General features: G+C 45.7%; 20 protein-coding genes and 3 tRNA genes. 11 read left to right on the top strand and 12 right to left on the bottom strand.

Annotated features, from left to right (window positions below; translation table 11 throughout):
- Window positions 1–288 precede the first annotated feature (288 nt).
- Entirely contained in the window at window positions 289–894 is a 606-nt protein-coding gene (locus ACZ5NB_RS09875) for an MSMEG_1061 family FMN-dependent PPOX-type flavoprotein (RefSeq protein WP_460234787.1), read from the top strand.
- A gap of 71 nt (window positions 895–965) precedes the next feature.
- On the opposite strand, the gene ACZ5NB_RS09870 is transcribed toward ACZ5NB_RS09875, so the two are convergent.
- On the bottom strand, window positions 966–1,739 hold the full coding sequence (locus ACZ5NB_RS09870; protein WP_460234788.1) for a ferredoxin--NADP reductase: 774 nt from the start codon (window positions 1,737–1,739) through the stop codon (window positions 966–968).
- A 170-nt stretch (window positions 1,740–1,909) separates the two neighbouring features.
- Here ACZ5NB_RS09870 and ACZ5NB_RS09865 point away from each other — a divergent pair, with 170 nt between their 5' ends.
- Both ACZ5NB_RS09865 and hemH read left to right on the top strand, forming a co-directional pair.
- Window positions 1,910–2,788: a LysR substrate-binding domain-containing protein gene (locus tag ACZ5NB_RS09865; RefSeq protein ID WP_460234789.1), complete on the top strand. Its 879-nt coding sequence runs from the start codon at window positions 1,910–1,912 to the stop codon at window positions 2,786–2,788.
- A gap of 48 nt (window positions 2,789–2,836) precedes the next feature.
- A complete protein-coding gene (hemH, locus tag ACZ5NB_RS09860) occupies window positions 2,837–3,925 on the top strand; it encodes a ferrochelatase (RefSeq protein WP_460234790.1) in 1,089 nt (362 codons plus the stop codon).
- 28 nt (window positions 3,926–3,953) lie between these two features.
- Here hemH and ACZ5NB_RS09855 read toward each other — a convergent pair whose 3' ends face one another.
- The 5 genes from ACZ5NB_RS09855 to ACZ5NB_RS09835 all read right to left on the bottom strand — a co-directional run bounded on the left by ACZ5NB_RS09855 (window position 3,954) and on the right by ACZ5NB_RS09835 (window position 9,337).
- A complete protein-coding gene (locus ACZ5NB_RS09855; protein ID WP_460234791.1) occupies window positions 3,954–4,904 on the bottom strand; it encodes a DegV family protein in 951 nt (316 codons plus the stop codon).
- A 218-nt stretch (window positions 4,905–5,122) separates the two neighbouring features.
- Window positions 5,123–5,719 (bottom strand): DUF3806 domain-containing protein, encoded by a 597-nt coding sequence (locus ACZ5NB_RS09850; RefSeq protein WP_460234792.1) that lies wholly within the window; start codon window positions 5,717–5,719, stop codon window positions 5,123–5,125.
- Window positions 5,720–5,732: 13 nt separating this feature from the next.
- Window positions 5,733–7,280 carry an FMN-binding glutamate synthase family protein gene (locus ACZ5NB_RS09845; RefSeq protein WP_460234793.1) on the bottom strand — a complete coding sequence of 516 codons (1,548 nt, stop codon included), beginning with the start codon at window positions 7,278–7,280 and terminating at the stop codon, window positions 5,733–5,735.
- 59 nt (window positions 7,281–7,339) lie between these two features.
- Window positions 7,340–8,119: an endonuclease/exonuclease/phosphatase family protein gene (locus ACZ5NB_RS09840; protein WP_460234794.1), complete on the bottom strand. Its 780-nt coding sequence runs from the start codon at window positions 8,117–8,119 to the stop codon at window positions 7,340–7,342.
- Window positions 8,120–8,143: 24 nt separating this feature from the next.
- Window positions 8,144–9,337, bottom strand: a complete 1,194-nt coding sequence (locus tag ACZ5NB_RS09835) for a phospholipase D-like domain-containing protein (RefSeq protein WP_460234795.1) — start codon at window positions 9,335–9,337, stop codon at window positions 8,144–8,146.
- 119 nt (window positions 9,338–9,456) lie between these two features.
- Here ACZ5NB_RS09835 and recQ point away from each other — a divergent pair, with 119 nt between their 5' ends.
- From recQ to ACZ5NB_RS09820, 3 genes are read left to right on the top strand one after another with little or no spacing between them, the layout of a single operon-like run.
- Entirely contained in the window at window positions 9,457–11,622 is a 2,166-nt protein-coding gene (gene recQ / locus ACZ5NB_RS09830; RefSeq protein WP_460234796.1) for a DNA helicase RecQ, read from the top strand.
- A gap of 5 nt (window positions 11,623–11,627) precedes the next feature.
- Entirely contained in the window at window positions 11,628–13,247 is a 1,620-nt protein-coding gene (locus ACZ5NB_RS09825) for an alpha/beta fold hydrolase (RefSeq protein ID WP_460234797.1), read from the top strand.
- 9 nt (window positions 13,248–13,256) lie between these two features.
- Window positions 13,257–13,997 (top strand): spermidine synthase, encoded by a 741-nt coding sequence (locus ACZ5NB_RS09820; protein ID WP_460234798.1) that lies wholly within the window; start codon window positions 13,257–13,259, stop codon window positions 13,995–13,997.
- A gap of 38 nt (window positions 13,998–14,035) precedes the next feature.
- Here ACZ5NB_RS09820 and ACZ5NB_RS09815 read toward each other — a convergent pair whose 3' ends face one another.
- The 3 genes from ACZ5NB_RS09815 to folD are packed head-to-tail and all read right to left on the bottom strand — an operon-like array spanning window position 14,036 to window position 16,628.
- Complete coding sequence (locus ACZ5NB_RS09815; protein ID WP_460234799.1) at window positions 14,036–15,061, bottom strand: methyltransferase; 1,026 nt, start codon at window positions 15,059–15,061, stop codon at window positions 14,036–14,038.
- Entirely contained in the window at window positions 15,058–15,750 is a 693-nt protein-coding gene (locus ACZ5NB_RS09810; protein ID WP_460234800.1) for a pseudouridine synthase, read from the bottom strand. The genes ACZ5NB_RS09815 and ACZ5NB_RS09810 overlap by 4 nt, the downstream gene beginning before the upstream one ends.
- Before the next feature lie 29 nt (window positions 15,751–15,779).
- Window positions 15,780–16,628 (bottom strand): bifunctional methylenetetrahydrofolate dehydrogenase/methenyltetrahydrofolate cyclohydrolase FolD, encoded by an 849-nt coding sequence (gene folD / locus ACZ5NB_RS09805; RefSeq protein ID WP_460234801.1) that lies wholly within the window; start codon window positions 16,626–16,628, stop codon window positions 15,780–15,782.
- Between the two features lie 219 nt (window positions 16,629–16,847).
- On the opposite strand from folD, the gene ACZ5NB_RS09800 reads away from it, so the two are divergent.
- From ACZ5NB_RS09800 to ACZ5NB_RS09790, 3 genes are all read left to right on the top strand, one after another.
- Window positions 16,848–16,924: transfer RNA gene (locus ACZ5NB_RS09800), tRNA-Pro, on the top strand.
- Window positions 16,925–17,029: 105 nt separating this feature from the next.
- Window positions 17,030–17,106: transfer RNA gene (locus tag ACZ5NB_RS09795), tRNA-Arg, on the top strand.
- An 87-nt stretch (window positions 17,107–17,193) separates the two neighbouring features.
- Window positions 17,194–17,269: transfer RNA gene (locus tag ACZ5NB_RS09790), tRNA-His, on the top strand.
- A 198-nt stretch (window positions 17,270–17,467) separates the two neighbouring features.
- Here ACZ5NB_RS09790 and ACZ5NB_RS09785 read toward each other — a convergent pair.
- Both ACZ5NB_RS09785 and ACZ5NB_RS09780 read right to left on the bottom strand, forming a co-directional pair.
- The gene (locus tag ACZ5NB_RS09785; RefSeq protein WP_460234802.1) at window positions 17,468–17,710 is read right to left on the bottom strand and encodes a DUF6316 family protein; all 243 of its coding nucleotides are present in this window, start codon (window positions 17,708–17,710) and stop codon (window positions 17,468–17,470) included.
- 164 nt (window positions 17,711–17,874) lie between these two features.
- Window positions 17,875–18,960 carry a hypothetical protein gene (locus ACZ5NB_RS09780; protein ID WP_460234803.1) on the bottom strand — a complete coding sequence of 362 codons (1,086 nt, stop codon included), beginning with the start codon at window positions 18,958–18,960 and terminating at the stop codon, window positions 17,875–17,877.
- A gap of 161 nt (window positions 18,961–19,121) precedes the next feature.
- Here ACZ5NB_RS09780 and ACZ5NB_RS09775 point away from each other — a divergent pair, with 161 nt between their 5' ends.
- On the top strand, window positions 19,122–20,087 hold the full coding sequence (locus ACZ5NB_RS09775; protein WP_460234804.1) for an alpha/beta fold hydrolase: 966 nt from the start codon (window positions 19,122–19,124) through the stop codon (window positions 20,085–20,087).
- Between the two features lie 97 nt (window positions 20,088–20,184).
- Here ACZ5NB_RS09775 and ACZ5NB_RS09770 read toward each other — a convergent pair whose 3' ends face one another.
- Window positions 20,185–20,904: an SDR family oxidoreductase gene (locus tag ACZ5NB_RS09770; protein ID WP_460234805.1), complete on the bottom strand. Its 720-nt coding sequence runs from the start codon at window positions 20,902–20,904 to the stop codon at window positions 20,185–20,187.
- Between the two features lie 274 nt (window positions 20,905–21,178).
- Between ACZ5NB_RS09770 and ACZ5NB_RS09765 the strand changes: the two genes are divergently transcribed.
- A complete protein-coding gene (locus ACZ5NB_RS09765) occupies window positions 21,179–23,389 on the top strand; it encodes an outer membrane protein assembly factor BamB family protein (protein WP_464107941.1) in 2,211 nt (736 codons plus the stop codon).
- Window positions 23,390–23,395: the final 6 nt, after the last annotated feature.

Genomic DNA, 23,395 nt, shown 5'->3' with positions numbered 1-23,395 from the left:
AATTTGCTTTCTGTGGCTTGACGCATAGAGCCCGCTGAGCGGGTTATAGCAAATAATTTGATAAATACTTTATACGACAGAAAGAGAAGCTAATGGAGCGTAAGGAGCGATTTCAGGAAGGGCATTGAAGGCATTCTATAGAGTCAACACGGATACTCCAAGACGAGTTGATGTTAGGAATTCTCGTATTGAAATGTATCTGACAAACTGTCGTCATCATTAAACTATTATTCTCGCAACGTAGATATAACGTTGTGTACAACACTCTACTCCTAAATGGGCACAACATTGAAAATAACGAATGAAGCTGAGCTGCGAGAAATTTACGGTTCACCTGGTGAAAAAGCTAAAAAGAAAGAGCTACCGGCCCTTGAAAAACACAGTGAGTACTTTATTACGAAAAGTCCTTTCTTTGTTCTTGCAACTTCTAATAGTGTTGGTGCGTTAGATGCGTCTCCCAGAGGAGGCGAACCCGGTTTCGTTAAAATACTTGATTTCACCACATTATTATTTCCTGATGCAAAAGGAAATAGAAGGTTAGACAGTCTCGTCAATATACTAGAGCAGCCAGCGGTAGGTTTACTATTTCTTATTCCAGGGGTTGATGAAAGCTTACGGGTCAATGGCAAAGCCACTATCCACACTAACAAAGCGTTACTAGCCGAATTTGATCATTTAAAAAACAAGCCCCAAACAGTTATCAGAGTATCAATTACGCAAGTATTTTTACATTGCGCAAAAGCACTTATGCGCTCTCATTTATGGAGAGCGCATGATCTGGTTAATAGGCAGGGAGTGCCCACCATGGCGATGATGCTTAGAGATCAAATCGGTGGTCAAGGCAAACCAGAGTCGCAGGAAGAGATGGTCAAGCGATATCTTGATGACCTGTAAGTTCAAAGGTCAGCTCAATAAATACTTGAACGCTGTATTTGACTGCTAACTTTTTCCACGCTGTCGTTTTTCTATTTTTCAACAAACGCTCGTTCTATGACGTAGTCACCAAGGTTGCCTTGCCTCGCTTCAGCGAAGCCCATAGCGTCCAACATATTGCAAAGATCTTTGAGCATTGCAGGGCTTCCACAGAGCATAAATGCGTCGTTCCCGACTGTAGGTGTTGGTAGTTGGATATCTTCAAATAATTTGCCTGACGCTATGAGATCCGTAATCCTGCCGTTATTTCGGAATGCTTCTCTCGTCACTGTGGGGTAATAAATCAGCTTCTTGGAAACTTCATCACCGAAATATTCATTGCTTGGCAACTGTTCTAGAATTTCTTGTTGATAAGCTAACTCATTTTTGTAGCGTACCCCGTGAATTAAAATTACTTTGTCGTATCGTTCGTATACTTCGGGATCCTTGATGATGCTCATAAATGGCGCGAGGCCAGTACCTGTACTCAATAGGTAGAGGTGTTTAGCAGGTACCAGATTGTCCATAATCAGCGTACCGGTTGGTTTGCTGTTCACGAGAACTTTTTCACCAACCTTTAAATGCTGAAGTTTTGACGTTAACGGTCCGTCAGGTACTTTGATACTGAAAAATTCAAGCTCTTCTTCGTAGTTTGCGCTGACAATGCTATAGGCGCGTAATAAGGGGCGGTTTTCTTCCCTCAGTCCAATCATCGTGAAATGACCATTTTTATAGCGAAACCCAGGATCTCTCGTCGTCTTAAAGCTGAAGAGGGTGTCATTCCAGTGATGGACGCTTGTGACTGTTTCTTCACGTATCTGGCTCATTGTGTACTGACTCGCTTATGAAGTTAAAACCAAAAATTAACGGGTGACGCTTTCGTGATAGATACGATATACGATATATTTATATCGAAAAAACGGATTTTAGGGATATCATATATCGATTAAGCCAATATATAATGAGGTCTTTGACCAGCTCTCTATAGGATTGACCCATGCGTTTCACGCTTAGACAGCTTGAGATCTTTATAGCTACCGCACACCATCAAAATATCAGTAAGGCTGCTGAATCACTGGCTATGTCACAATCGGCGGCCAGTGGCGCATTAAAGGAGCTTGAGTCCCAATTTGATGTACAGTTGTTTGATAGGGTGGGGAAGAGATTACAGCTGAACGATTTTGGTAAGGCGCTGCAGCCTAAAACGGAAGAATTACTAACAAGAGCCCATGAGCTAGAAGGTGAGTTGAGTCAGCATGTAGCCAGTAGCGCCCTGAGAGTTGGAGCGACTTTAAGCATCGGTAATTATCTGGCTGTACCGATGATTGCACAGTTCATGGAGCGTTTCCCAGAAACCAGAGTAACCTTAGAAGTCGCTAATACAGCGACAATTACCCAAAAGCTAGACGGTTTTGAGTTGGACGTGGCGCTCATTGAAGGTGATGTGAATAACCCGGACTTAAATATTACTCCCTGGCGCTCAGATGACCTAAAAGTATTCTGCGCGCCAGATCATCCACTAGCGAGAAATAAACTGTTGAAAGACAGCGATCTGCTTAGCGCGCGTTGGATTATTCGGGAACCAGGGTCAGGAACTCGGCAGACTTTCGAGAGGGCGTTCCACGACTTGTTGCCTTCGTTAGATATTTTGTTTGAACTTGAGCACACGGAGGCAATAAAACGGGCTGTAGAATCAGGTCTGGGTCTAGGCTGCTTATCGGCGATAACTTTGGAGGAAGCGTTTGCGACGGGGAGACTTATCGAACTTCAGCTCGAAAATCGTGACCTTTCACGTAAACTATATCAGGTTGTTCACCGTAAAAAGTACGTTACAGAAGCTATTGAAAACTGGTGGTCTGTTTCGGATCAGTTCTAGCTACGCTATAGAGTACATTTTGCAAACAATTGGTTAAGGCCTTTCCTAATGAAGTATCAGTCGCAAGCATACACCCATTCTCAATCTAAAAAAGTCGGTGTATTAATTACTAACCTGGGTACACCCAATGCACCAACCAAGTCAGCATTGAGAGACTATTTAAAAGAGTTCCTTTCAGACCCTAGGGTTGTGGAGGTGCCTCGATTAATCTGGTGGTGTATATTGAATCTAATCATATTAAACATCAGGCCAGCCAAATCAGCGGAAGCCTATAAGCGCGTGTGGACCGATGAAGGTTCGCCACTGGCCCAGATCACTCAAGCTCAATGCAAAGCCATAGCCAAAGATATAACGGATGAGTGGGGAAGTCAGGTCGTCGTCGAGTGGGCAATGCGGTATGGAACACCGTCAATCAGCGGACAGTTGCAAAAACTCTTTGATCAGGGCGTTGAGAAACTGGTGGTGCTACCACTTTACCCCCAATATTCTGCTGCCACCACGGGATCAACCTTTGATGCCATTGCTGAAGACTTCCAGCAGCGGCGTTGGTTACCAGAGCTTCGTTTCATCAATCAATACGGTGACCATCAAGGCTATGTCGAAGCGCTAGTACGATCAATACAAGCCCACTGGGATAAATTCGGACGTGCTGAGAAACTGATTTTTTCCTACCACGGGGTACCGCTCCGTTACCTGCATCAAGGTGATCCATACCATTGCCAATGCCTGAAAACGACAAGGTTAATAGCCGAAGCGCTTGGCATAAAAGAGAATGAATACATGACGACTTTCCAATCTCGGTTTGGAAAGGAAGAGTGGCTCCAGCCCTATACAGATAAAACGCTTGAGGCTTTACCGCAGTCAGGGGTGCACAGCGTACAAATTATATGCCCAGGGTTTTCCGCCGATTGTCTCGAAACAATCGATGAAATCGGGTTCGAAAACAAAGAGGTGTTTATTCACGCGGGGGGTGAACGATATGAATATATTCCCGCTCTTAACGATAGCGATACACATATTCGGTTTTTGTCGGGTTTACTTAAGCAGCAGCTTGTTGACTGGATTCAACCTGAAGAAGATGGAAGCTTGCGTGAGAAGCGCTATCTCTCATCTACCCACAACACGAAAAGCGAATAGCTAAGCTTATTCGCTTTTCGTGTCATACCTATTCTTTAATGCGTCGATTTTCATCTTCAATTGCTAGTGCCATGCCTAAGCTTTTCGGCCCTAAGTTAATAGCCGTTGATATACACGATGTACTACTAAACACATTTACTGAGTGTTGTTTCGCTACTCGGACTAGTTCTTGATACTTTTCATGTTGGTGAAGTTCATCGAGTGGACCAGAATAAGACAAATTAACAATAGGGGACGATAGCGCATTATCCTGGATCGCATCGATTGCGTGTTGCATCATTCTCGCGATTGCTTTGTCCAAGCCTTTTTCACGATAGGCTAACCCTATCTCACCATTGATCCCGTAAATTATGGGTGTGATTTTTAACACCTTGCCGATGATGCTATTGATGAAATTAATCGTGTTGTCACCACGCTGTAGGGCTCTGTGTCGTAGGTAAGAAACGTCTGGTGCGGCTGAGTATGCCTGAATTTTTGACGGGAATTGTTTGATCTTATCTAGAAGCTCTCGGCGGCTTTTTATGCCTTTTTTGGCTAGACGTATAGTCTCAAGTGCGAGTAAGCCTTGACCTGCATAAGCGGTTTTGGAATCAATAATACTCAATTGAAAGGGCTTTGCATCTGCTGATCTAAACTCTTTAAATCTAGAAGATAAGCCTTGGTTTACTTCGCGCCATATCGCGTTTTGATCACTTTGCTTACTTGAAACAGTTTCGACAATTGCCCAATCAAAATTGGGGATAATTTTAGTTTTTAAAAACTCAATGATCTGATCTTTTGAGGCCGCATCAGAATTTGCATAGATTTTTGGGTTTAATGTACCGTCCTCCATCATTGCTAGCACTTGCTGGCTATCAAAATTATCGACGTACTTTTCGTCGCCAAGAAGGATATTAATAGGAAGCACCGCAATTGATTTTGATTGTGAAAAGCGCTCTGGAACATCACAAGCAGAATCGACAATAATTACCGTTGACATAGACCATTTCCAGTTAGTACGTGTTACGTACTTATCGTTATGTTTGAGTGTAGCGTTTATTTTTTATTTGCTACGAAGTTCCCTCGCGTCGCACAAAAAAGTGCGAGAGTGTTTTCGAAGCGGCATTTATTATTCATTGGCGAGGCAGTGAGTTCAATATATAGAACTCACCGGTCGTTTGTATTTATGCTGGACGGTCTGTTTTGAGGTGGGGTAGGTCAACGAATTGGGATGGTAGTAGGTTTTTCTTTTCGATCGCGAGTCCAACTCGGTTTTGGTGAAGGGTCAGCTTGCTTTCCATCGTACGCATTGTAGTCGGGTAGAAAGGGTTTAATCTTTTTCGCAGCATCTTCATAGGTGGCTTTTACGTTGACTTCTAGCCCGACTTCGAGCCGACGAGACAACATAGTCACAGGGAATAAGCAGTGTTCACTTTTAGCCACACATAATGCTCGGCTTCGACCTCGTTGGTCTTGATAGATTTTCCATACAAGGTTTAGCTCCTTTGCAAGGACATCTCCCAGCACAGCGCCGGTCGCTTGCAGAGTAAACGTGTCACTCTCCTTGATAAGTTTTCTGTCTGCAATACGCTGTAATAAATCAAGATCACTGAAGTCTCGGCGCAACGGTTGACCAAAGTGGCGGCGGCCCAAACGATCGATAGCCGCTATCTGCTTCTCGTGTTGGCTATCGTCAGCCCAGCCAAAATCAGTGGTCCTTTTGGGTGACTCATCAGCGCTGAACGCTCCTATTGAGATGCTACTTAATAAGACGATGCTCGCTATGTTTTTAAAAGTAATTGCAAAATAAGACATTTTTATCGTCTCTCTAAGTCTCTATATCAGCTTCAATTTTTATTGTGGCTGTGTCCGATACCCGATTTACTGGTGGCTTTGGGGTGCTTGGGAATAATTCATCCAGGCGTTTAGATAGGCCGTTCTCCATTACGATACGGATATGACTCCGTTGTAACTGTCTTGGTTCCGGTACTCCGCAAGCGTGGGCGATTAACCCTACACCGTGTTCGAGGTTCTTATGATAGTGGGCGATGCGTTGGGCCTTGGTTGGTACTACCAATCCTTTTTGGAGCTTGGGGTTATGGGTCGTTATGCCTGTAGGGCATGTATTACGGTGGCATTGCAAGGCTTGAATACACCCAAGTGCAAACATAAAGCCTCTAGCGGTTACTATAAAGTCTGCGCCCACTGCGAGTGCCCAGGCCACCCGAGAGGGTGTGATGAGCTTACCTGATGCGATGACCCTTATGCGGTCACGGAGTCCGGTTTCGTTAAGCCGATCGACCAGCCACGGCAGGCTTTCTTTAATAGGTAGACCAACATAGTCCATGAGGGGCTGAGGTGCTGCTCCTGTCCCGCCATCTGCACTATCGACAGTAATAAAGTCCGGGGCGGTTTCAATACCGCGGCTTAAAATTACAGAAAACAGGTCGTTGAGCCAGTACTCGTCGCCAATGACGGCCTTAAAGCCGACTGGTTTCCCGGTTACATCTCTAATTCGATTGATTAAATCGATTAGGTCGTCAGCACTGCGCACATCCACATGTCGGTTGGGGCTAATTGAGGCGACCCCTGCTTGAATCCCCCTTACCGAGGCGACTTCATCTGAAACCTTATCGCCAGGCAGAATACCTCCTTTACCGGGCTTGGCCCCTTGACTGAGTTTGATCTCAAACATTTTGACCTGTGGATGAGCCGCAACACTGCGAAGCTTTTCATCACTTAGTAGGCCTTTTTCGTCTCTCACCCCATACTTGGCTGTACCTACTTGAAACACCAAGTCTGCGCCCGATGCGAGATGGTAGGGTGTTAATCCACCTTCCCCAGTGTTTAGCCAGCACCCCGCTTGAGCGGCTCCCAGCGATAACGCTTCGATCGCAGGACGCGATAGAGCGCCGTAACTCATGCCCGATATATTGACAATGGAGTCCGTAGAGAAGGGATGACGGCAATATGGACCAATTTGTACGTGAGATGATGACAACGCGTCTTCGTCGAGGGTTGGAAAGCCAGAGTTTAAAAACAATGGTGTTCCGGTTTTCGTGAGGTCCAACGTCGAGCCAAAGGCGATACTGCTATCGATATTTTTTGCTGCGCGATAGACCCACTGTCGTTCTGCTCGGTTAAACGGTAGCTCTTCTCGATCTTGAGTAAACATATAGGGGCGAAAGAACTCACCGAGATGCTCAAAAAAGTATCGGAAACGGCCTAATACCGGATAATTTCGTCGAATAGTATGGGTTGTTTGATGTCGATCGATGAACCACATAACGCCTATAGCTATTAAGCCAGCAAATAGGGCGAACACAAAGGTAGCCACGAGAAGTGACATCACTTTAAGAGCAAAAGGTTCCAGCATATAAGTTACTCTAAGTAATCATAAACAGGCGGGACTTTACCAACGCCCATGGCAATCGTCTAGGGAGTTTCAAATTCAGCATAAAGGGCGCAATGATCGGACAGGCCCTGCCAGTGGTCATCGACTAAAAGGCTAGAATCAACTAGTCGTAGATTGCGAAAGTAAATTCTATCGAGCTGAAATATAGGAAACGCTGCGGGAAAGGTTCTTGCCGGTTTTCCGCGAGCTTCGCTAAAGGCTTCGCGCAAGTTTAAGGATTTCTTGAGACGTTTATCTAGCGAGCAGTTCCAGTCATTGAAATCACCAGCAATGATCAAAGGCGCATCTAGCGGCACTCGTTTGGTGATCGTATCAATAAGCATTTTGATTTGTGTTCGCCGCTCGACGCCCAACAACCCTAGATGCAAACAGAACACGTGAATACCATGTTTAATGACGCCTTGTAGTATGCCTCGTTGAGAAAACTTAAACTGACTGACGTCGGTGTTTTCCCAAAACTCAAAGGGGAGTTTCGATAATATGGCGTTGCCATGATGGCCATGTTGGTAAATCGCATTCTTTCCATAGGCATAGTGATGCCACATTTGGTCGGCTAGAAATTCAAATTGGGCTTCAGGGATCCAGTTGTCGTGGCGTTTACCCTGTTTTTCGTTGTTCCCGGTGACTTCTTGTAAAAAAACGAGCTCAGCATTTACTGTGCGTATTGCATGCCGCATTTCATCGAGGATGAAACGAGAGTTGCTAGGGTTAAAACCTTTATGAATGTTGTACGAAAGGACTCGAATTGTATCCTCTAAATTGCCAACAGTTGTCTCAACAGGGTGCTTAATAGGGTTCATAAAACCAAAACGGTGTGTGTGAATTTATAACCAATATCTCGCGAGGCGAATGAGGCCCCCAGCAAACCGGCGCGTGCCTTTTAGTTTTACATCTTCTTTAAAGACGGGTTCACTCGCGGACTGGTCAGCTAAAAACTGATGCTTAAGTTTCTCAATACACTGAGCGTTTTCTATTACGATGTCGAGCTCTACATCATGCAGCATGCTGCGATGATTGAGATTGCTAGAACCCAGCAAACATTTTTCGTCTATTAGCATTACTTTCGCATGCAGTATTGCGGGAACATATTCGTAAATTAACACCCCAGCCTTTAGTAAGTCAGCATAGTAACTACTGGTGAGCAAAGGAAATAGCACGACATCTGATTTTCGAGGTACTATCAACCGGACATCGACACCGCGATTAGCTGTTTCACAAATCGCCTCTAGTACTTTTCTGGTGGGCGAAAAATAGGGGTTGATGATCCAAAGCCGTTTTCGTGCATTGAGAATATTGTTGAGCAGCAATTGATTTTTTTGTCTGCGCAAGCTCTGACTAATGTTGTTCCAATAATGTCGAAATAATCCTCGCCCAAAACGAGGCTTTCGATAGTGCCATAGATCGGTAAATGTCTCCGCAATATCAGCGACGGTTGGACCTGAAACGATCGTATTGTAGTCGTGCCAATTTTTCCCACCGTGTTCGGAAGATAGGTGGTCATCTGAAATATTGGAACTGCCGCATGCGAGGTATATTCTGTCTATAATCACTAGCTTGGAGTGGTTGCGCTTATTGATTCTCAACAGACAAAAGATGACATCACCAATCCAGCTACTTCGGCGAAGCCGGTTTGCATAGGCCATAGGTTGCCACGGTAGTGGATGAAATATCCTGAACGAAATATTGGCATTAGTTAGGGCGTGAATTAGCCTGGTACTATTGGCCATAATCCCGACGCCGTCGAGCAGTACTAGCACCTTGATACCACGTTGCGCCGCCGCAGCCAAAGCATTGATAAAGCGATGTCCGCTCACGTCATCATTAAAAATGTACGCTGACAAGATCACCTCTTTGCTCGCCTGTTTAATTAGCTTAATAATTGAGCAATAATAGGCGTCGCTATCGACAAAGACCTCCGACGAATCCCAGTCGCGATCGGCCCAAGGAATGAGGAGGTCATTACTCGGTGGCATAACTGACTGTGACGAAGTGGGGGTCGCTTCGGAAGAGGTTTGCATAGGGTTTGCTCTGGCGTACATCCTATTGCTTAAATGTGTCTGTCCGCAGTGTATCAAAAGACTATCGATCGGTAATCTAAAGCGTTGGTCTAGCCCCTTAAGACCGCTATAATCGCGGCATGTCGCAAACAGCTCTCGCATTATTACAAGAAACTTTTGGTTATTCTCAGTTTCGGCCTTTTCAAGAACAAATCATTGATACGTTGATTGCAGGGCAAGACGCCTTAGTTTTGATGCCGACCGGTGGGGGCAAGTCTCTATGCTATCAAATCCCCGGCGTTCTTAGGCAAGGCTTAGGCGTCGTGATTTCTCCGCTCATAGCCTTGATGGAGGATCAAGTCACCGCGCTGTGCCAACTTGGTATCAAAGCCGCCTACCTCAATTCGACGCTACCCCCAGACCAGCAGCGTGAGGTGCTCTCTGCTATTAGACAAGGCGAGCTTGATCTTTTATACCTCGCTCCAGAAAGGTTTTCCCAGCACACCACACTATCATTACTGGATGATATTGAAATTGCACTGTTTGCGATTGATGAGGCTCATTGTGTCTCACAGTGGGGGCACGATTTTCGGGAAGACTACCTTCGCCTGTCAATTCTTCATGAGCGTTATCCTCATGTACCCCGAGTCGCACTGACGGCAACAGCTGACGAACGAACCAGGATCGAAATTTGTCAGCAACTTTCATTGTCGAATGCAAAGCAGTTCGTTACCGGATTTGATCGCCCTAATATCCAATATAGAGTGACAGAAAAAAACCAAGTCAAACAGCAGCTTCTCAAACTTCTTCGTGAGGAGCACGCTGGTGATTCTGGGATTGTGTACTGCCTTTCGCGAAAAAAAGTTGATGATGTAGCAAACTGGCTTAACTTACAGGGTTTTTCAGCATTACCGTATCACGCAGGATTACCGCCAGACGAACGTGCACATAACCAAAGCCGCTTCATTCAAGAAGAGGGCATTATTATCGTCGCGACCATTGCATTTGGAATGGGCATCGATAAACCAGATGTCCGCTTTGTCGCCCATATGGATTTGCCAAAAAGCTTGGAAGCTTATTACCAGGAAACTGGCCGTGCAGGGCGCGATGGATTGCCAGCAACCGCTTGGATGGCCTACGGTATTCAGGACGTCATTACCCTTCGGAGCATGCTCGATAGCTCTCAGGGGAATAATGATTTCAAGATATCCGAGCGACGAAAACTCGATGCAATGTTAGGCTATTGTGAAATTTCTAGTTGCCGCCGCGAGGCGTTATTGCATTACTTTGGCGATTTATTTGAAGCGCCTTGTAATAATTGCGATACCTGTCTTGAACCGGTTGAGACCTGGGATGCAACAGAAGCAGCACAAAAAGCGTTGAGTTGTGTATACAGAACGGGACAACGGTTTGGCGTCGGTCATGTACTGCAAGTGTTGCTCGGTAGAGACACAGATAAAATACGTCAATTTGGACATCAACAATTGTCCACCTATGGGATCGGTAAAGATATAAAAGAACCACAATGGCGCTCAGTCTTCAGGCAGCTCGTTGCTAGAGGTTATCTCGAGGTTGATCACGGAGGATACGGCAGTCTTTTATTAACTGAAAAGGCGCGCCCCATATTACGCGGAGATGAAAAGTGTCTGTTACGGAAAGATAGAATCCCTCAAGCCGCTCAAACAAAACGCAAATCATTTGTCGCTTCGGATTCAGAACAGCCGTTATGGGATGCTCTGCGTTCAGTACGAGCAAACCTCGCGAAGCAACAAGGTGTCCCGCCTTATGTGATTTTTCACGATGCAACGCTTATGGAAATGGTTGAATCTAAACCAACAGATAAAAACGCCTTCGCGTCGATTAGCGGCGTAGGTCAGGCAAAATTGGAACGTTATGCGACTGACTTTATTGATGCTATCGCGAACCACCTCAATAATAGCGAATTGTCTTCTGCCATTACTAAATCTACGTCAACCACCGTTAATCAGTCAGAGTCCGATACCCTGGAGCTGCTCAATACGGGGTGTAGCGTTAAAGACATTGCTGCACAGCGAGGCTTAGCTGAATCAACCATTTTTGGTCATTGTGAAAAGTTGATTGCTCGAGGTGAAGCCGATCTCAACCAGGTTGTTGAACTTGTCAGGGATGAGATCGATATGATTTCGGATGCGTTGATCAGCGTGATAACAGATGACAACCAGATACCGCTAGCGCCTGTCTTCGAACATTTTAATCAGCAGTTTTCATACGAGACACTTCGTTGTGTTCGTGCGCATTTGAAACTACAAATGGCAGAGATTACATAGCCGCAATGAATAAAAAGTTTGGCGTCGCTTTAAAGTTCATAACTATTGCGCTCGTTTTTTTCGGTGGGCTCGCGGTGCTCCTCTACTTGACGACGTCTCATAAAGATCACAACGTTAGCCCGTTGACTATAGGCAATGAGCAGGGCGTTGGGTCACCACAAGACGCTAAGCATTATGATTTAGAGCAGCCGTCAATCAGAAAAACAAACTCACGTCTCTCAACCGTCAAATGTTGGTTTGATATCCCCGAAGGCAAGCTGGTTCACTGTTTTCATTGGATGCTCGAAGAGATCGATCAAGTTGCTTATCTCGCTGTTGTGGTTATCCGCGATCAATCTAGCCAGCACTTTCCTGATCCTATTGTTTATCTCTCCGGCGGGCCTGGTAGCTCAACTTACTTAGAGCCAGAAAATATTAGCTCTTGGTTTTTGTGGCAAGAACTCACGGCGGCAGGAAGAGACTTAGTTCTGGTCGATCAGCGGGGGACAGGCTATAGCCGGCCTCGTTTTGATTGCGACGGCTACGAAAAATATGTGCGTGAGATATTAGGACAGCGTCTGTCCGTGTCCACGGAGTTTAGGTATCTGTATGAGGCAATTGAACAGTGTATCGCGACGTTAAACGAAAAAGGTTTAAAAACAGCGATGCTTTCGACCGAACAAAGCGCAAATGATATGCAGGGCATCTTATTAGCCCTTCAATATGAACAATGGAACCTTGTCGGTGGCTCCTATGGAACACGATTAGCCCTTGAGTGGTTGCGTCACAACCCTCGTAATATTCGTAGTGCAATTCTTGATTCAGTGTATCCGCACCGAAAAGGTTCAATTGCAGAGTGGCCAGAGTCAATCGCGAATAGTTTTAAGCGGCTTTGGACGATTTGTGAGATTAATCTTTGGTGTGACGAGAAACCTAAAGAGCTGCAGCAACGGCTAAACACTACGCTGAATTATTTAGAACGTTCACCGCAACGTGTCTCACTGTCACTCTGGCAGGGCGGGTGGCCAGTGCAGGCAGTGATCGACAACCAACGTTTTGTGTCCGTCGTTTACCAATCGCTTTACGACAGCACGCTACATGAGACGATTGTGAGTGCGCTACACGAGATCCCGCAAGGTAATACGGCAGCCTTGAGGAGATTAGCGGAGAACGCCCTCAACAGTGAGCTGGCACCCGAATTTACTCCGTTGGTTTATTTCGCTATCGAATGCAAAGAAACCCCGCAGACCACGGAAGAGGAATATAGAGCCGTCGTTGAAGAATATCCGCAATGGCGCTGGATTACTGAAGACGGATTAGATTATGACATCTGCCCATTGTTTGGGAATGAAAAAACGGGTGAGCTTAGCTTGCTACAATACGAAGAAATCTATCGCGCTATTGATACGCCTATTTTGCTTTTATCGGGCGGGTTGGATCCAGTGACCCCTTCGCAATGGGCTGACGAGCTAGGGCAACTATTGCCGAATGCGGCGCACTGGCATTATCCATCTATTGGGCATGGTGTTATCAATAGTAGCGGATGTGTTCATCAATCAATAAAAATATTTTTAAGCGAACCTTTACGTATCGTAAATAGCGAATACGATTCCTCTGGTGAACAACTCCCAGCTCCCTGTCTTTGAGCGTCCGCTATGGCTGTTATTTGGAGAAAAGAAACACCCCAGGCATCTTACGAAGTTCGGCGCGCAGGGCGGAGTATTCGACTTTATTCAAATGGTGTTTTCCATAGTCAATATAATCCAAGCAGGGTTCTTGGTGGGCAAGTATGGGATATGTTGCTACTGCCCGCTTTGCTGCTAAAAGAGCCTTCGCCTAAAGTGCTGGTTTTAGGTGTCGGTGGTGGCGCTGTAATTAAACAACTACTCGCTGTATCGACACCTGAACGTATTGTGGGCGTTGATATAGACCGAAATCATTTGGCCATTGCGACACGCTTCTTTGGTGTCCCCAGAAATCCATCTATTCAATTAATCTGCGATGATGCAATTTCCTGGCTGCAGCAGTACCGCGGTCCGAAATTTGATTATATTGTGGATGACTTGTTTTCACACAATGATGGAGAGCCTAATAGGGTTATTGAGGTCAATAAAGAATGGGGTACTTTATTAGCAAAGCATTTGACACCAAATGGCGGTCTAGTCGTCAATTACGAATCCAATCAATCGGCAACTCAGAGTTATTTTGCTCAAAACCACTGCCGTTTTAAAAGCGCGTGGCGATTATCCATTAAAGGGTTTGATAATAGGGTTGTGTGCTATTTTAAGCATGTCACTGATCGCCCCGAATTCAACAAAGTCGTTGAATCCCTATCGAACCGGTTTGGTAAAGCTGGGGTTACTAACTTTAACACGCGAATACGGCGTGAGTTTTAAGCGGTCGTACACATTAGCAAAGGAGGTAATAGATTAGGTTAGTGCTTAAGCTGCCAAACTTTAAACCCATTTTGTTGTTTTGATAGTGTAATTTCGGAAAAGTACTTGTCCGCAACCTTATCAAGAGGAATGAATTGATTAACTACAAATAAACAACGAGTACTTCGACGACTCATTCTGCTGGCATTCTTTAAAAACTTTTCTAGTAACGTATTTTCGACACTGAACCCTTGATGGAAAGGAGGGTTGCAAAGGATAAGGTCAAACTTTTCTTTAATATTGCTTCCACAATCGTCAAGCACTACGTCTACGGTTAAACTTAACTCTTCACAATTTTTCTTCGCTGCATCAATCGCGGCCGCATTGTTGTCTGTTGCGACACGCCTTTCAGCATTTAACGCTTGCGTGCCGCACATTAAGTAACCCCAGCCACAACCCAAGTCTAATATGCTATTTATGTGCTTCATGTGTTTAGCCAGGCGTGGCAATTCTTTCAGTAGTAATGTGCTTCCTTGATCGACTTTTTCCCAGCCAAAAATTCCTGGTTTACTATAGAAGGTTTGACCGTCGGCATTAAGTTTTCGTAGGTTCGTATAATGTTGGGTATCGAGTTCACTGTCACAGGATGTCGGTTTGCCAATGTGGGTAACATAAAAGCTGCCCTGTTTTTTTGTTACACCGTCAACCTCAAACGTATTTAGGGCGTGTTTGGCAATTGATTTAATGCCATCTTGTTTTTCGCCAATGAGTATGAGTTCGCCAGTGTCAGTCAAGTGCTGGAGGGATTGATTGATGCAATGGTGAACCAATGGTTTCTCTTTCGATATTCGATAAATAATTCGCTCAAACGAATTGAACTGCGAAAAATCAAAATCATTTACAATCAATTTGCTATCGGGAGAGATAGCATTTTTAGGCGTGTATCGGTTTGTCAGAACGGTTACGTGGTTGGGTATTCTAGCGTTCTCGTAAAGCGGTAGAGTACTTTCGTCTACGACCCATAGTGTTGGTTTGGCAGACTCACTCACTAAATTAACGAGGTAGTCTTGAAGGGAATGTTTCACGCGCGAAAACTCTCTATCTCTTGTTGGGTTAGTGCTCTAAATTGGCCCGGTTGCAACGTTGGATCGAGCGTTATGTCGCCAATAGCAATACGCTGTAATCTGAGAACATGGAGTCCGCAGGCTGCAAACATCCTCTTCACTTGATGATATTTGCCTTCCGTGATGTCGACCTTAGCCAAATTGTCGGGTAGCGCCTCAAGTTTTGCTGGCAGTGTTGGCTTTGCTTCATTTCGCAGCGATATTCCCATGGCAAATGCTTCGATAACCCCAAGAGTCACTGGCTGATCTAATTTGGCGATGTAAGTTTTCGTGCACCCCTTACGTGGGGATGTCACATTATGAATCCATTGCCCGTCGTCGCTCAGTAGTATTAGCCCTGTTGTGTCTTTATCTAATCGCCCTGCAATTGATAAATTGGAGTCGCGTTCGCCAATCACATCGAGAATCGTTTGGTGTTGGGTATCACGGCTTGCGCTTACACAATTTTCTGGCTTGTTCACCATTAAATAGCGCGGGGCGGGGAGAGCTACGAGTGTCCCTTCCATGGACACTGTATCGGTTTCGCACACGTTTTGCTGCGGTGATAGCGCAATAGCGCCATTAACTTCAACTAGCTTAGCCTTAATTGCACGCTTTACTTGTGCGCGGGAAAGAGTAGTCCCATGGCTAATAAACTTATCTAACCGCATAACGAGTAGCTTCGTATTGTTAATGCAATTTATCCAAGCTTTTTCTCGCCAGCAGCGACAGTTTGATAAATCAATGTATTGATTGTCATCGGCCCAACCGAACCGGGTACGGGGGTATATGCTGCGACGCGATCAGTGAGAGGGCCTAGTTCTATGTCACCGCACTTGGGGCCAGGGTGGAAACCGGCATCAACTACAACGGCGCCGTCTTTAATCCAGTCTGCTTTTATCAGCTCTGGTTTTCCTACCGCACCAATAACAATATCCGCCTGCTGAACCAATTCTGGTAAATTTGTAGTCCGAGAGTGACAGATCGTGACAGTGGCATTTTTATTCAGCAACATCATAGCCATTGGCTTACCGAGAATAGGGCTGCGTCCAACTACTACAGCGTGTTTCCCGGCTATGTCGATATTGTATGCCTCGAGCAACCGCATTATGCCCTGTGGTGTAGCACTACCATAGGCGGGCATCCCCATCGCCATTTGCCCAAAGCCCAAAGCAGTCACGCCATCAACGTCTTTTTCAATGGAAATTGCGTCGAAGCAAACGCGTTCATCAATTTGTGCGGGGACAGGATGTTGGAGCAAAATACCGTGGACGTTTGGATCGGTGTTTAATTCCTGGATTTTGGCCAGTAATTGTTCAGTGGTTGTCGACTCTGGCATTTCGACCTTGAGAGAATCCATACCTATGCGCTGACAGGCGTTTCCTTTCATTTTTACGTAGGTTGCTGAGGCAGGGTCAGCGCCAACAAGGATTGTGGCTAGGATAGGTGTTTGACCACCGCTTTTAGCTTTAAGCTGATTAACACGTTCGGTTAATTCTTGTTCTGTTTTTTGGGCTAACGCTTTTCCGTCTAACACTAACGCGGGCATGTCTCTTTTCTCCTCGATGGTCATGCGAGGGCGCGTATTGTCCCACAGTCAAATACTTAATGTCAGCAGACTTTCTTCTAATAAAAACAAAATGTTGAAGCTTTCCATTGACCTTCACGAAACACGTCGGTATTATCCGCACCTCCTGAAATCTGGTGGCTTTAGCTAACGGGTTTCAGACGTCAAATAAGGGTGAGATTGACTCTTTGTCGACGTAATCGGAGTGTAGCGCAGCTTGGTAGCGCGCCTGCTTTGGGAGCAGGATGTCGGGGGTTCGAATCCCTCCACTCCGACCAATTTTAAGAAGGGCTTAATATAGCTGCTTTTAGAAACGAAGTGATTTGAGCAAGTTGCCAAATGCTTCCTAAGAACTTGAATTTCCGATCCCGGCAATACCTTGAGCGCCCGTAGCTCAGCTGGATAGAGCAACGGCCTTCTAAGCCGTGGGTCACAGGTTCGAATCCTGTCGGGCGCGCCATTAAAGTCTGTCTAATAAGTGGCAGTCTAGGTAGGAATCAATTAGTCTTTGATGTCACCGCAATGGTGATCAAGCGCTGTTTCGATGGTGGCTGTAGCTCAGTTGGTAGAGCCCTGGATTGTGATTCCAGTCGTCGCGGGTTCAAGTCCCGTCAGCCACCCCATTTCATACCCTTTCCTTGTCAACAAAACACTTCCTGGCTCGTTTAGGCCGCTTAAAGCATGCTTTCAAAAAAGAAAAACCATTTAAATTCAGCGCGTTAGAGTCATCACTTAATCTAAAGTCTCTCAAGCATTTGACGAGGTTAGAGGATAGGGCAGTTGGGCTTAAGTGAACAAAAGCCCAAGCTAATTTGATTAGTTTAGTGGTACAGAGTCATTGCCCATTCGCCATGGCGAGCGGCAGTAACGGCCGTCTGAAATGAGTTTTGGTCCTTCATTACTGACTTAATAAATAGATCTAACCCTCTTCGCGCCGCTTGTTCTGAGCCAAACGGACCAATATCAACTTGCTCACGAGTTGAGAAGTACCACTGCCCATTGGCGATGAAGAACCGGTCGCTCCGATACCAATGTTTCTCTTCTTCATTAGTTCTGCAATGCATAATCAGCTCTCTTTAGGTTGACCCAATAAAAATTTGAACTGCTACTCAATTTGGGTTCTTAGCTAAATTATAGGCAAGGCTCAGTGGCGCATAAGATTACATATTCATGCTCCGAAAGGTTGTTTATTACTCTTTTGACTATCAAAAGCTTTGTATATAGGGATCTATTGAATCGCCGCGTTTTTAATAGGCTGTACGACGTCACGCCAAGCATTTTGCTCGTAAATCGCTTTAAACTCTTCGCCTAGCGCGTGACTCCGCGCCGCAGCTTCTCTCCAAGCGCGTATCCGAAGACTGTCATCTTTCTGGAACCGTTTAAAATCGTTTCGATCAGGCAAGCGTTGATAGGGGAGCGTCTTAATAAAGTCAGCGCTAGGGCATATGAGCACAGTCTGAGATAACAGTGCTTCTGTTGCGTAGCGCTTTCTAAATGGTTTGTCGAACCATCCTGGAATGATGTGACTATAAAAGTGGGGGTACAAAATTAAACCTTCTCCTCCCCACAGTATGCCCGGAGCCGGATGGTAATCCATTAAGCCACCATCCCTATAAACTCCGTTAGGAGCGCCCTCAATGTTAGTCACTGCAGGCATCACGTAAGGTATTGATCCGCTGGCTTGTATTACCTTCCGAAAATTAGACTCTTTTAACTGGATGGGCTTAGTGTTGTGAGTGATTGTCTTGTGAAAAGGGAATTGATCGCGAGGATCGCTAAATACTGTTCTTGAGAAACTTTTTTGCAGTAGCCTTGGTGACACCAGGTTCCTCGCTGCGGCTAGACCAAGCGCTGCCGCGAGAACAGTTTTCGTTTCACTCGCAAAGAATCCGTTGCTTGTGACTGCACCACAGTGAAAACGAAAGAAGGGGTGGGATAAGATTTCTTTAACGGCGTTTTCTGATAAGAATGCATTGAGTATCGATTCGGTTTCTCTACGAATAGCTTCATGTGAGAAACCGTCGGGATAGGATTGCTCTATGTAAGCTGTAGCGAAAGCATCTAATGCGATCCCTGGCGCCTTTTGTGCCGCAGCGGCAAACTTCCATGCACCCACCGATGTTCCAAAGAGATGGATTGGGTGCGTACTTTCCGTTAGCCAGTCCTGATAGATGGCACGGTCAAGACCATAGATGCTAAGCCATTTTGCCGCACCCGATGCACCAAAAATCCCGCTTATCTGATCGGGTTTTAAACCTTCTTGTTTGATCTTTTTATAAGCTATGTCACCGGCAAAGATATTCAGTAGCGCCACTAGAACCCCTCTCTATCGCAGCGTGTATTTTATGTAAAAAACTGCAGCGTAGCGAGAACTGACAGTTTTTAACCGTTTTCACGCGGCAGATAGGAGAGGGACTGTTATACTCGCCATGATCACGACTGTATCCCAACAACAATAAATCAAGGAGGAGAATCGTGCCTATTCAAAAGTTGCCGCTAACCTTAATAACGGCCTTATTATTTTGCTCTTTCTTCGCAATCCATACACATGCCAGTGATCATGAGGATTTGTTACCTCGAAGCATTAATCTAGAAGATCTTGCTTACCCTCATCCTGTAAAACACCTGCCGTTAACACTATATGAACAAGATGTCCGTATGGCTTATATGGATGTTTCAGCAGATAAGCCTAACGGTAAAGTTGTTGTATTGCTGCATGGAATGAATTGGTTCGGAGAATATTTTGAATCGACCATCGACCAGCTAACGGATAACGGTTTTCGTGTTATCGTTCCTGATCAGATAGGTTTTGGACGCTCTTCGAAGCCGATTATTCCCTATCGGTTAGACGACCATGCTGCAAACACCAAGGCCTTACTAGATTCTCTCAATATTAAAAAAGCGGCAATTGTCGGTCACTCCATGGGGGGAATGATGGCGACTCGCTTTGCTTTTTCCTACCCCGACGCAACAACCCACTTAGTAATCGTCAACCAGATTGGTTTGGTCGACTCTAGGCCGTATCGAGGATGGACTCGCATAGAAGATACCTATCAGCGCCAACTCGCTCGAGACTACAGCGCCGTCCGGAGAAATATCGAACGCTATTTTGTCACCTGGGACGAGGCTTATGAACGTTATGTTGACCTCATGTATGGTTGGACCTTGAGCGCAGAGTGGCCAAGAGCCGCGATGGTTCGTGCCCTAAATTTCCAATGGATATACGCTGAACCGGTCGTTTACGATCGCCCACATATCAAAGCGAAAACTCTTTTTATTAGCGGTGCCGAAGATGGACGTAACTTTAGGGAAAATGCAAAAGCTGTGGTTGATGCGATACCCAACGCGAAGTTAATTCTATTTGATGACGCGGGCCATTGCCCTTTCTTGGAAGTGCCCGAGAAATTTTTCCCACCTTTCATCGATTTTTTGAAATCTTAATGATCAAAAAAAGCGACCCACCGATGTCTGCGTCGCTTTTTTTGCACAAAACCAAACAATGTTGGCGTTTGTGTTGCGATTTTTGTGTTGCAATTGTTTAGGACAACAATAAACCGCCATCCACATCGATTGTTGAGCCCGTTACGTAATCGTTTTGCATTAAAAATACAATCGCGCTTGCCACCTCTCCAGGTTCACCCGCTCTTTTCGCTGGGAACTTTTGCGTAAGGTTTGCTAATTGCTCATCTTTTTTATCGCCCATCCAACTGTACATCGTTGTATCAATGATGCCGGGTGCCACGACATTAACTCGAATAGGGGCGACCTCAGGTGCTAGAGCGCGCGTAAAGGCTTCGACTGCACTGCCAACGCAACTTAGCGATATTTGGCCGGGGCGAGCTTTACGAGCCGGTGTGCCGCTGGTTAGCGTGATGGAACCGGTATCAGCGATAAACGGAATCGCTTCTCGCACGACATTGGTATAACCCCAAAATTTACCAAACGCTTCTTGAAATTGCTCTGCTGTTTGCTTCAAGAAAGGCGCAATAGTCCGGTTTGCACCGGTCGCATTGCATGCAAGGTGGTCAATGGTACCAACCTCTTTGAATAGCGCTTGAAGCGCTGATGTATCGTGTATGTCCAGCGATACAAATGTCACGTTACCAGAGACTTCTTCTTTTGCTTTATCGATATATTCCTGTGAACGACCAATTGCCCAGACGTTTGCTCCCAGTGATGCACATAAACTCGTTATTGATAAACCAATGCCGGAGGTTCCTCCAGCAACGATAATATTTTTGTTGGATAACTCTGCCATAGTAACTCGACCTATATTGACTGATTTTGATGTATGGAAATGTAAAATAACCGCTTTTCTTTTAACCAATTTCTAGCTATAAACATTCTAGATAGTCAGCTTAACTCGTTGTTATTGCTGTGTATTATCGATTTTATGAGCATCAGTTGTAGGAGCATTACGGGGTCCGTTATTGAAGCTGCCCATTGGTTCCGTGGCTTCGATAAACGCGGTACTATTCCAAATCTCTAGACTAATAACAACTAACAAAAATAATTCTTGAGGAGTGGGGATTTTGCAAAAGCTTTACTTCGCTGCATCAGCAGCGCTGCTTCTGAGTACTACACTGTTTAGCCATGCTAACGCTTACAATATCGAACAAGGAAAAGAGGTTTTTCAGTCGCACTGCTCTCGCTGCCATACCGCAGAGGATTTAGTTGGACGCTTCGCTACTACGTGGGCTGATCGTGAAGCCGAGCAGTTTTACACTACGATTAAACTTGCGATGCCTGCAGAACAACCAGGCTCCCTTACAGAATCTCAGTATCGAGATGTCAGTGCCTATCTTTTAAATGCCGGTGGCGTTGCCCTTAATCAAAGTGACGAGCCGTTTAGCGGTGTACTCATTTCGTCTTCCGGTTTATCCGAGCCTACTGTTGTTTATGAGGATGTCGAGTGGCTCGACATGAATGGTGACCTTAGTGCAAATCGATATTCAGCAGCAGCGCAAATTAACAAAGACAACGTATCTGATCTAGAAATCGCTTGGCGTTTTAACACCGCAAATTTTGGACCTGAAGCGGAGCGAATCAACTTGTCGTCTCCGATCATGGTCGATGGCACCCTCTACGCAACGGCTGGCGCAACACGCAATGTCGTTGCGCTCAACCCAAAAACTGGCCAGTTGCTTTGGATGTGGCGCCCTGATGAACCTGAGCGTTACGAAGCTGCGCCTCGTAAAGGCTCTGGTCGTGCTGTCAGTTATTGGAAGAAGGGCGATAAAGAACGTATTTTCACCGTTACGCCGGGTTATTTTTTAGTCTCTCTCGATGCAAAAACGGGAGTCCCTGACAGAAAGTTCGGTGACAACGGAAGGGTAGACCTCAAGAAGGGTCTACGTCTAGGTAAAGGGCGTGACGACATTGATATTGGTTTAAACAAGCCTCCATTAGTCGTGAACGATACTGTTATCGTCGGGGCTGCTCACCTTGTTAGTTTTTGGCCAGTATCAAAATCCAATGTCAAAGGTGATGTCCGTGCGTTTAGCGCAAAATCCGGAAAACTAAAATGGCGATTTAAAACCATTCCGGAGTCTGGTGATTTTGGCTCCGATACTTGGTTGAACGGTTCAGAAAAATTCACCGGTAACGCAGGTGTTTGGGCGCCAATGTCCGCCGATCCCGAATTGGGTTTAGTTTATCTACCTGTCGAGTCGGCCACTGGAGACCGTTATGGAGGTGATCGCCCAGGCAACAACTTGTTTGCGAATAGCTTGGTAGCGCTTGATATTAAATCAGGCAAACGAAAGTGGCACTATCAGATTATTCATCACGATATTTGGGATTGGGATAACCCATCCGCACCCATTCTTGCAGACCTTCCTAATGGCAGGAAAGTGGTAGTTCAGCTGACTAAACAATCGTTTGCTTACGTTTTTGATCGAAAAACAGGTGAACCGATTTGGCCTATTATCGAAACACCGGTGCCGCAAACCGATGTTCCCGGTGAATGGACGTCACCTACACAGCCGTTTCCGACAAAACCTGCCGCTTACGATAGGCAAGGATTTAGTGAAGACGACTTGATCAATTTCACACCAGAGCTAAGAGCTAAAGCGTTGGAAGCAGTAAAGCCATTTCGTCTGGGGCCGCTGTATACACCACCATCTTTAGCGGAAGCACCCGATGGGACTTTTGGCACGTTGAGTGTACCCTCAGCCACCGGTGGCACTAACTGGGAAGGCGGTGCGTATGACCCTGAAACAGGCAAACTCTACGTTCCATCATTTACGAACGTTTCGCTGTTATCACTAGTTAATGACCCGGAACGATCTTCAGTGGATTTTATTTACGGTGGAAAGAAGCGAACGCCCAAGATTGATGGTTTGCCACTTATTCAGCCACCTTGGGGCCGTATTACCTCCATCGACCTGAACAGTGGAGACCATGATTGGCAAGTTGTGAATGGTGACACACCAGACAGCGTTAAAAATCATCCCGCGCTAAAAGATCTAGAGCTACCTCCAACAGGTAAGCCGACTCGTTCGGGCTTATTAGCCACTAAAACTTTGTTGTTTGCTGGTGAAGGAAGAGGCGGGGCGCCGGTTCTTCATGCAATAGATAAAGAGACCGGCGAAACGGTTGCTGATATCTCGTTACCGGCAACTCAAACCGGCCAGCCAATGACGTACATTATCGACGGCAAACAATTTATTGTGATGGCTGTGGGTGATGGCAAGAAGGCTGCGGAGTATATAGCGTTAGCGGTGCCTGAGTCGACAAACTGATTGGCC

Source organism: Aurantivibrio plasticivorans (assembly GCF_055392955.1).
This window is presented reverse-complemented; position numbering and strand designations above follow the sequence as displayed.

What these genes read in the sequence shown, in the direction of transcription:
- ACZ5NB_RS09810 (WP_460234800.1), bottom strand. Translation starts at nt 15,750, where the DNA reads ATGCGGTTAGATAAGTTTATTAGCCATGGGACTACTCTTTCCCGCGCA.
- ACZ5NB_RS09835 (WP_460234795.1), bottom strand. Translation starts at nt 9,337, where the DNA reads ATGCAAACCTCTTCCGAAGCGACCCCCACTTCGTCACAGTCAGTTATG.
- ACZ5NB_RS09850 (WP_460234792.1), bottom strand. Translation starts at nt 5,719, where the DNA reads ATGTCTTATTTTGCAATTACTTTTAAAAACATAGCGAGCATCGTCTTA.
- ACZ5NB_RS09770 (WP_460234805.1), bottom strand. Translation starts at nt 20,904, where the DNA reads ATGGCAGAGTTATCCAACAAAAATATTATCGTTGCTGGAGGAACCTCC.
- ACZ5NB_RS09845 (WP_460234793.1), bottom strand. Translation starts at nt 7,280, where the DNA reads ATGCTGGAACCTTTTGCTCTTAAAGTGATGTCACTTCTCGTGGCTACC.
- ACZ5NB_RS09840 (WP_460234794.1), bottom strand. Translation starts at nt 8,119, where the DNA reads ATGAACCCTATTAAGCACCCTGTTGAGACAACTGTTGGCAATTTAGAG.
- ACZ5NB_RS09855 (WP_460234791.1), bottom strand. Translation starts at nt 4,904, where the DNA reads ATGTCAACGGTAATTATTGTCGATTCTGCTTGTGATGTTCCAGAGCGC.
- ACZ5NB_RS09820 (WP_460234798.1), top strand. Translation starts at nt 13,257, where the DNA reads ATGGCTGTTATTTGGAGAAAAGAAACACCCCAGGCATCTTACGAAGTT.
- hemH (WP_460234790.1), top strand. Translation starts at nt 2,837, where the DNA reads ATGAAGTATCAGTCGCAAGCATACACCCATTCTCAATCTAAAAAAGTC.
- folD (WP_460234801.1), bottom strand. Translation starts at nt 16,628, where the DNA reads ATGCCCGCGTTAGTGTTAGACGGAAAAGCGTTAGCCCAAAAAACAGAA.
- ACZ5NB_RS09785 (WP_460234802.1), bottom strand. Translation starts at nt 17,710, where the DNA reads ATGCATTGCAGAACTAATGAAGAAGAGAAACATTGGTATCGGAGCGAC.
- ACZ5NB_RS09865 (WP_460234789.1), top strand. Translation starts at nt 1,910, where the DNA reads ATGCGTTTCACGCTTAGACAGCTTGAGATCTTTATAGCTACCGCACAC.
- ACZ5NB_RS09870 (WP_460234788.1), bottom strand. Translation starts at nt 1,739, where the DNA reads ATGAGCCAGATACGTGAAGAAACAGTCACAAGCGTCCATCACTGGAAT.
- recQ (WP_460234796.1), top strand. Translation starts at nt 9,457, where the DNA reads ATGTCGCAAACAGCTCTCGCATTATTACAAGAAACTTTTGGTTATTCT.
- ACZ5NB_RS09825 (WP_460234797.1), top strand. Translation starts at nt 11,628, where the DNA reads ATGAATAAAAAGTTTGGCGTCGCTTTAAAGTTCATAACTATTGCGCTC.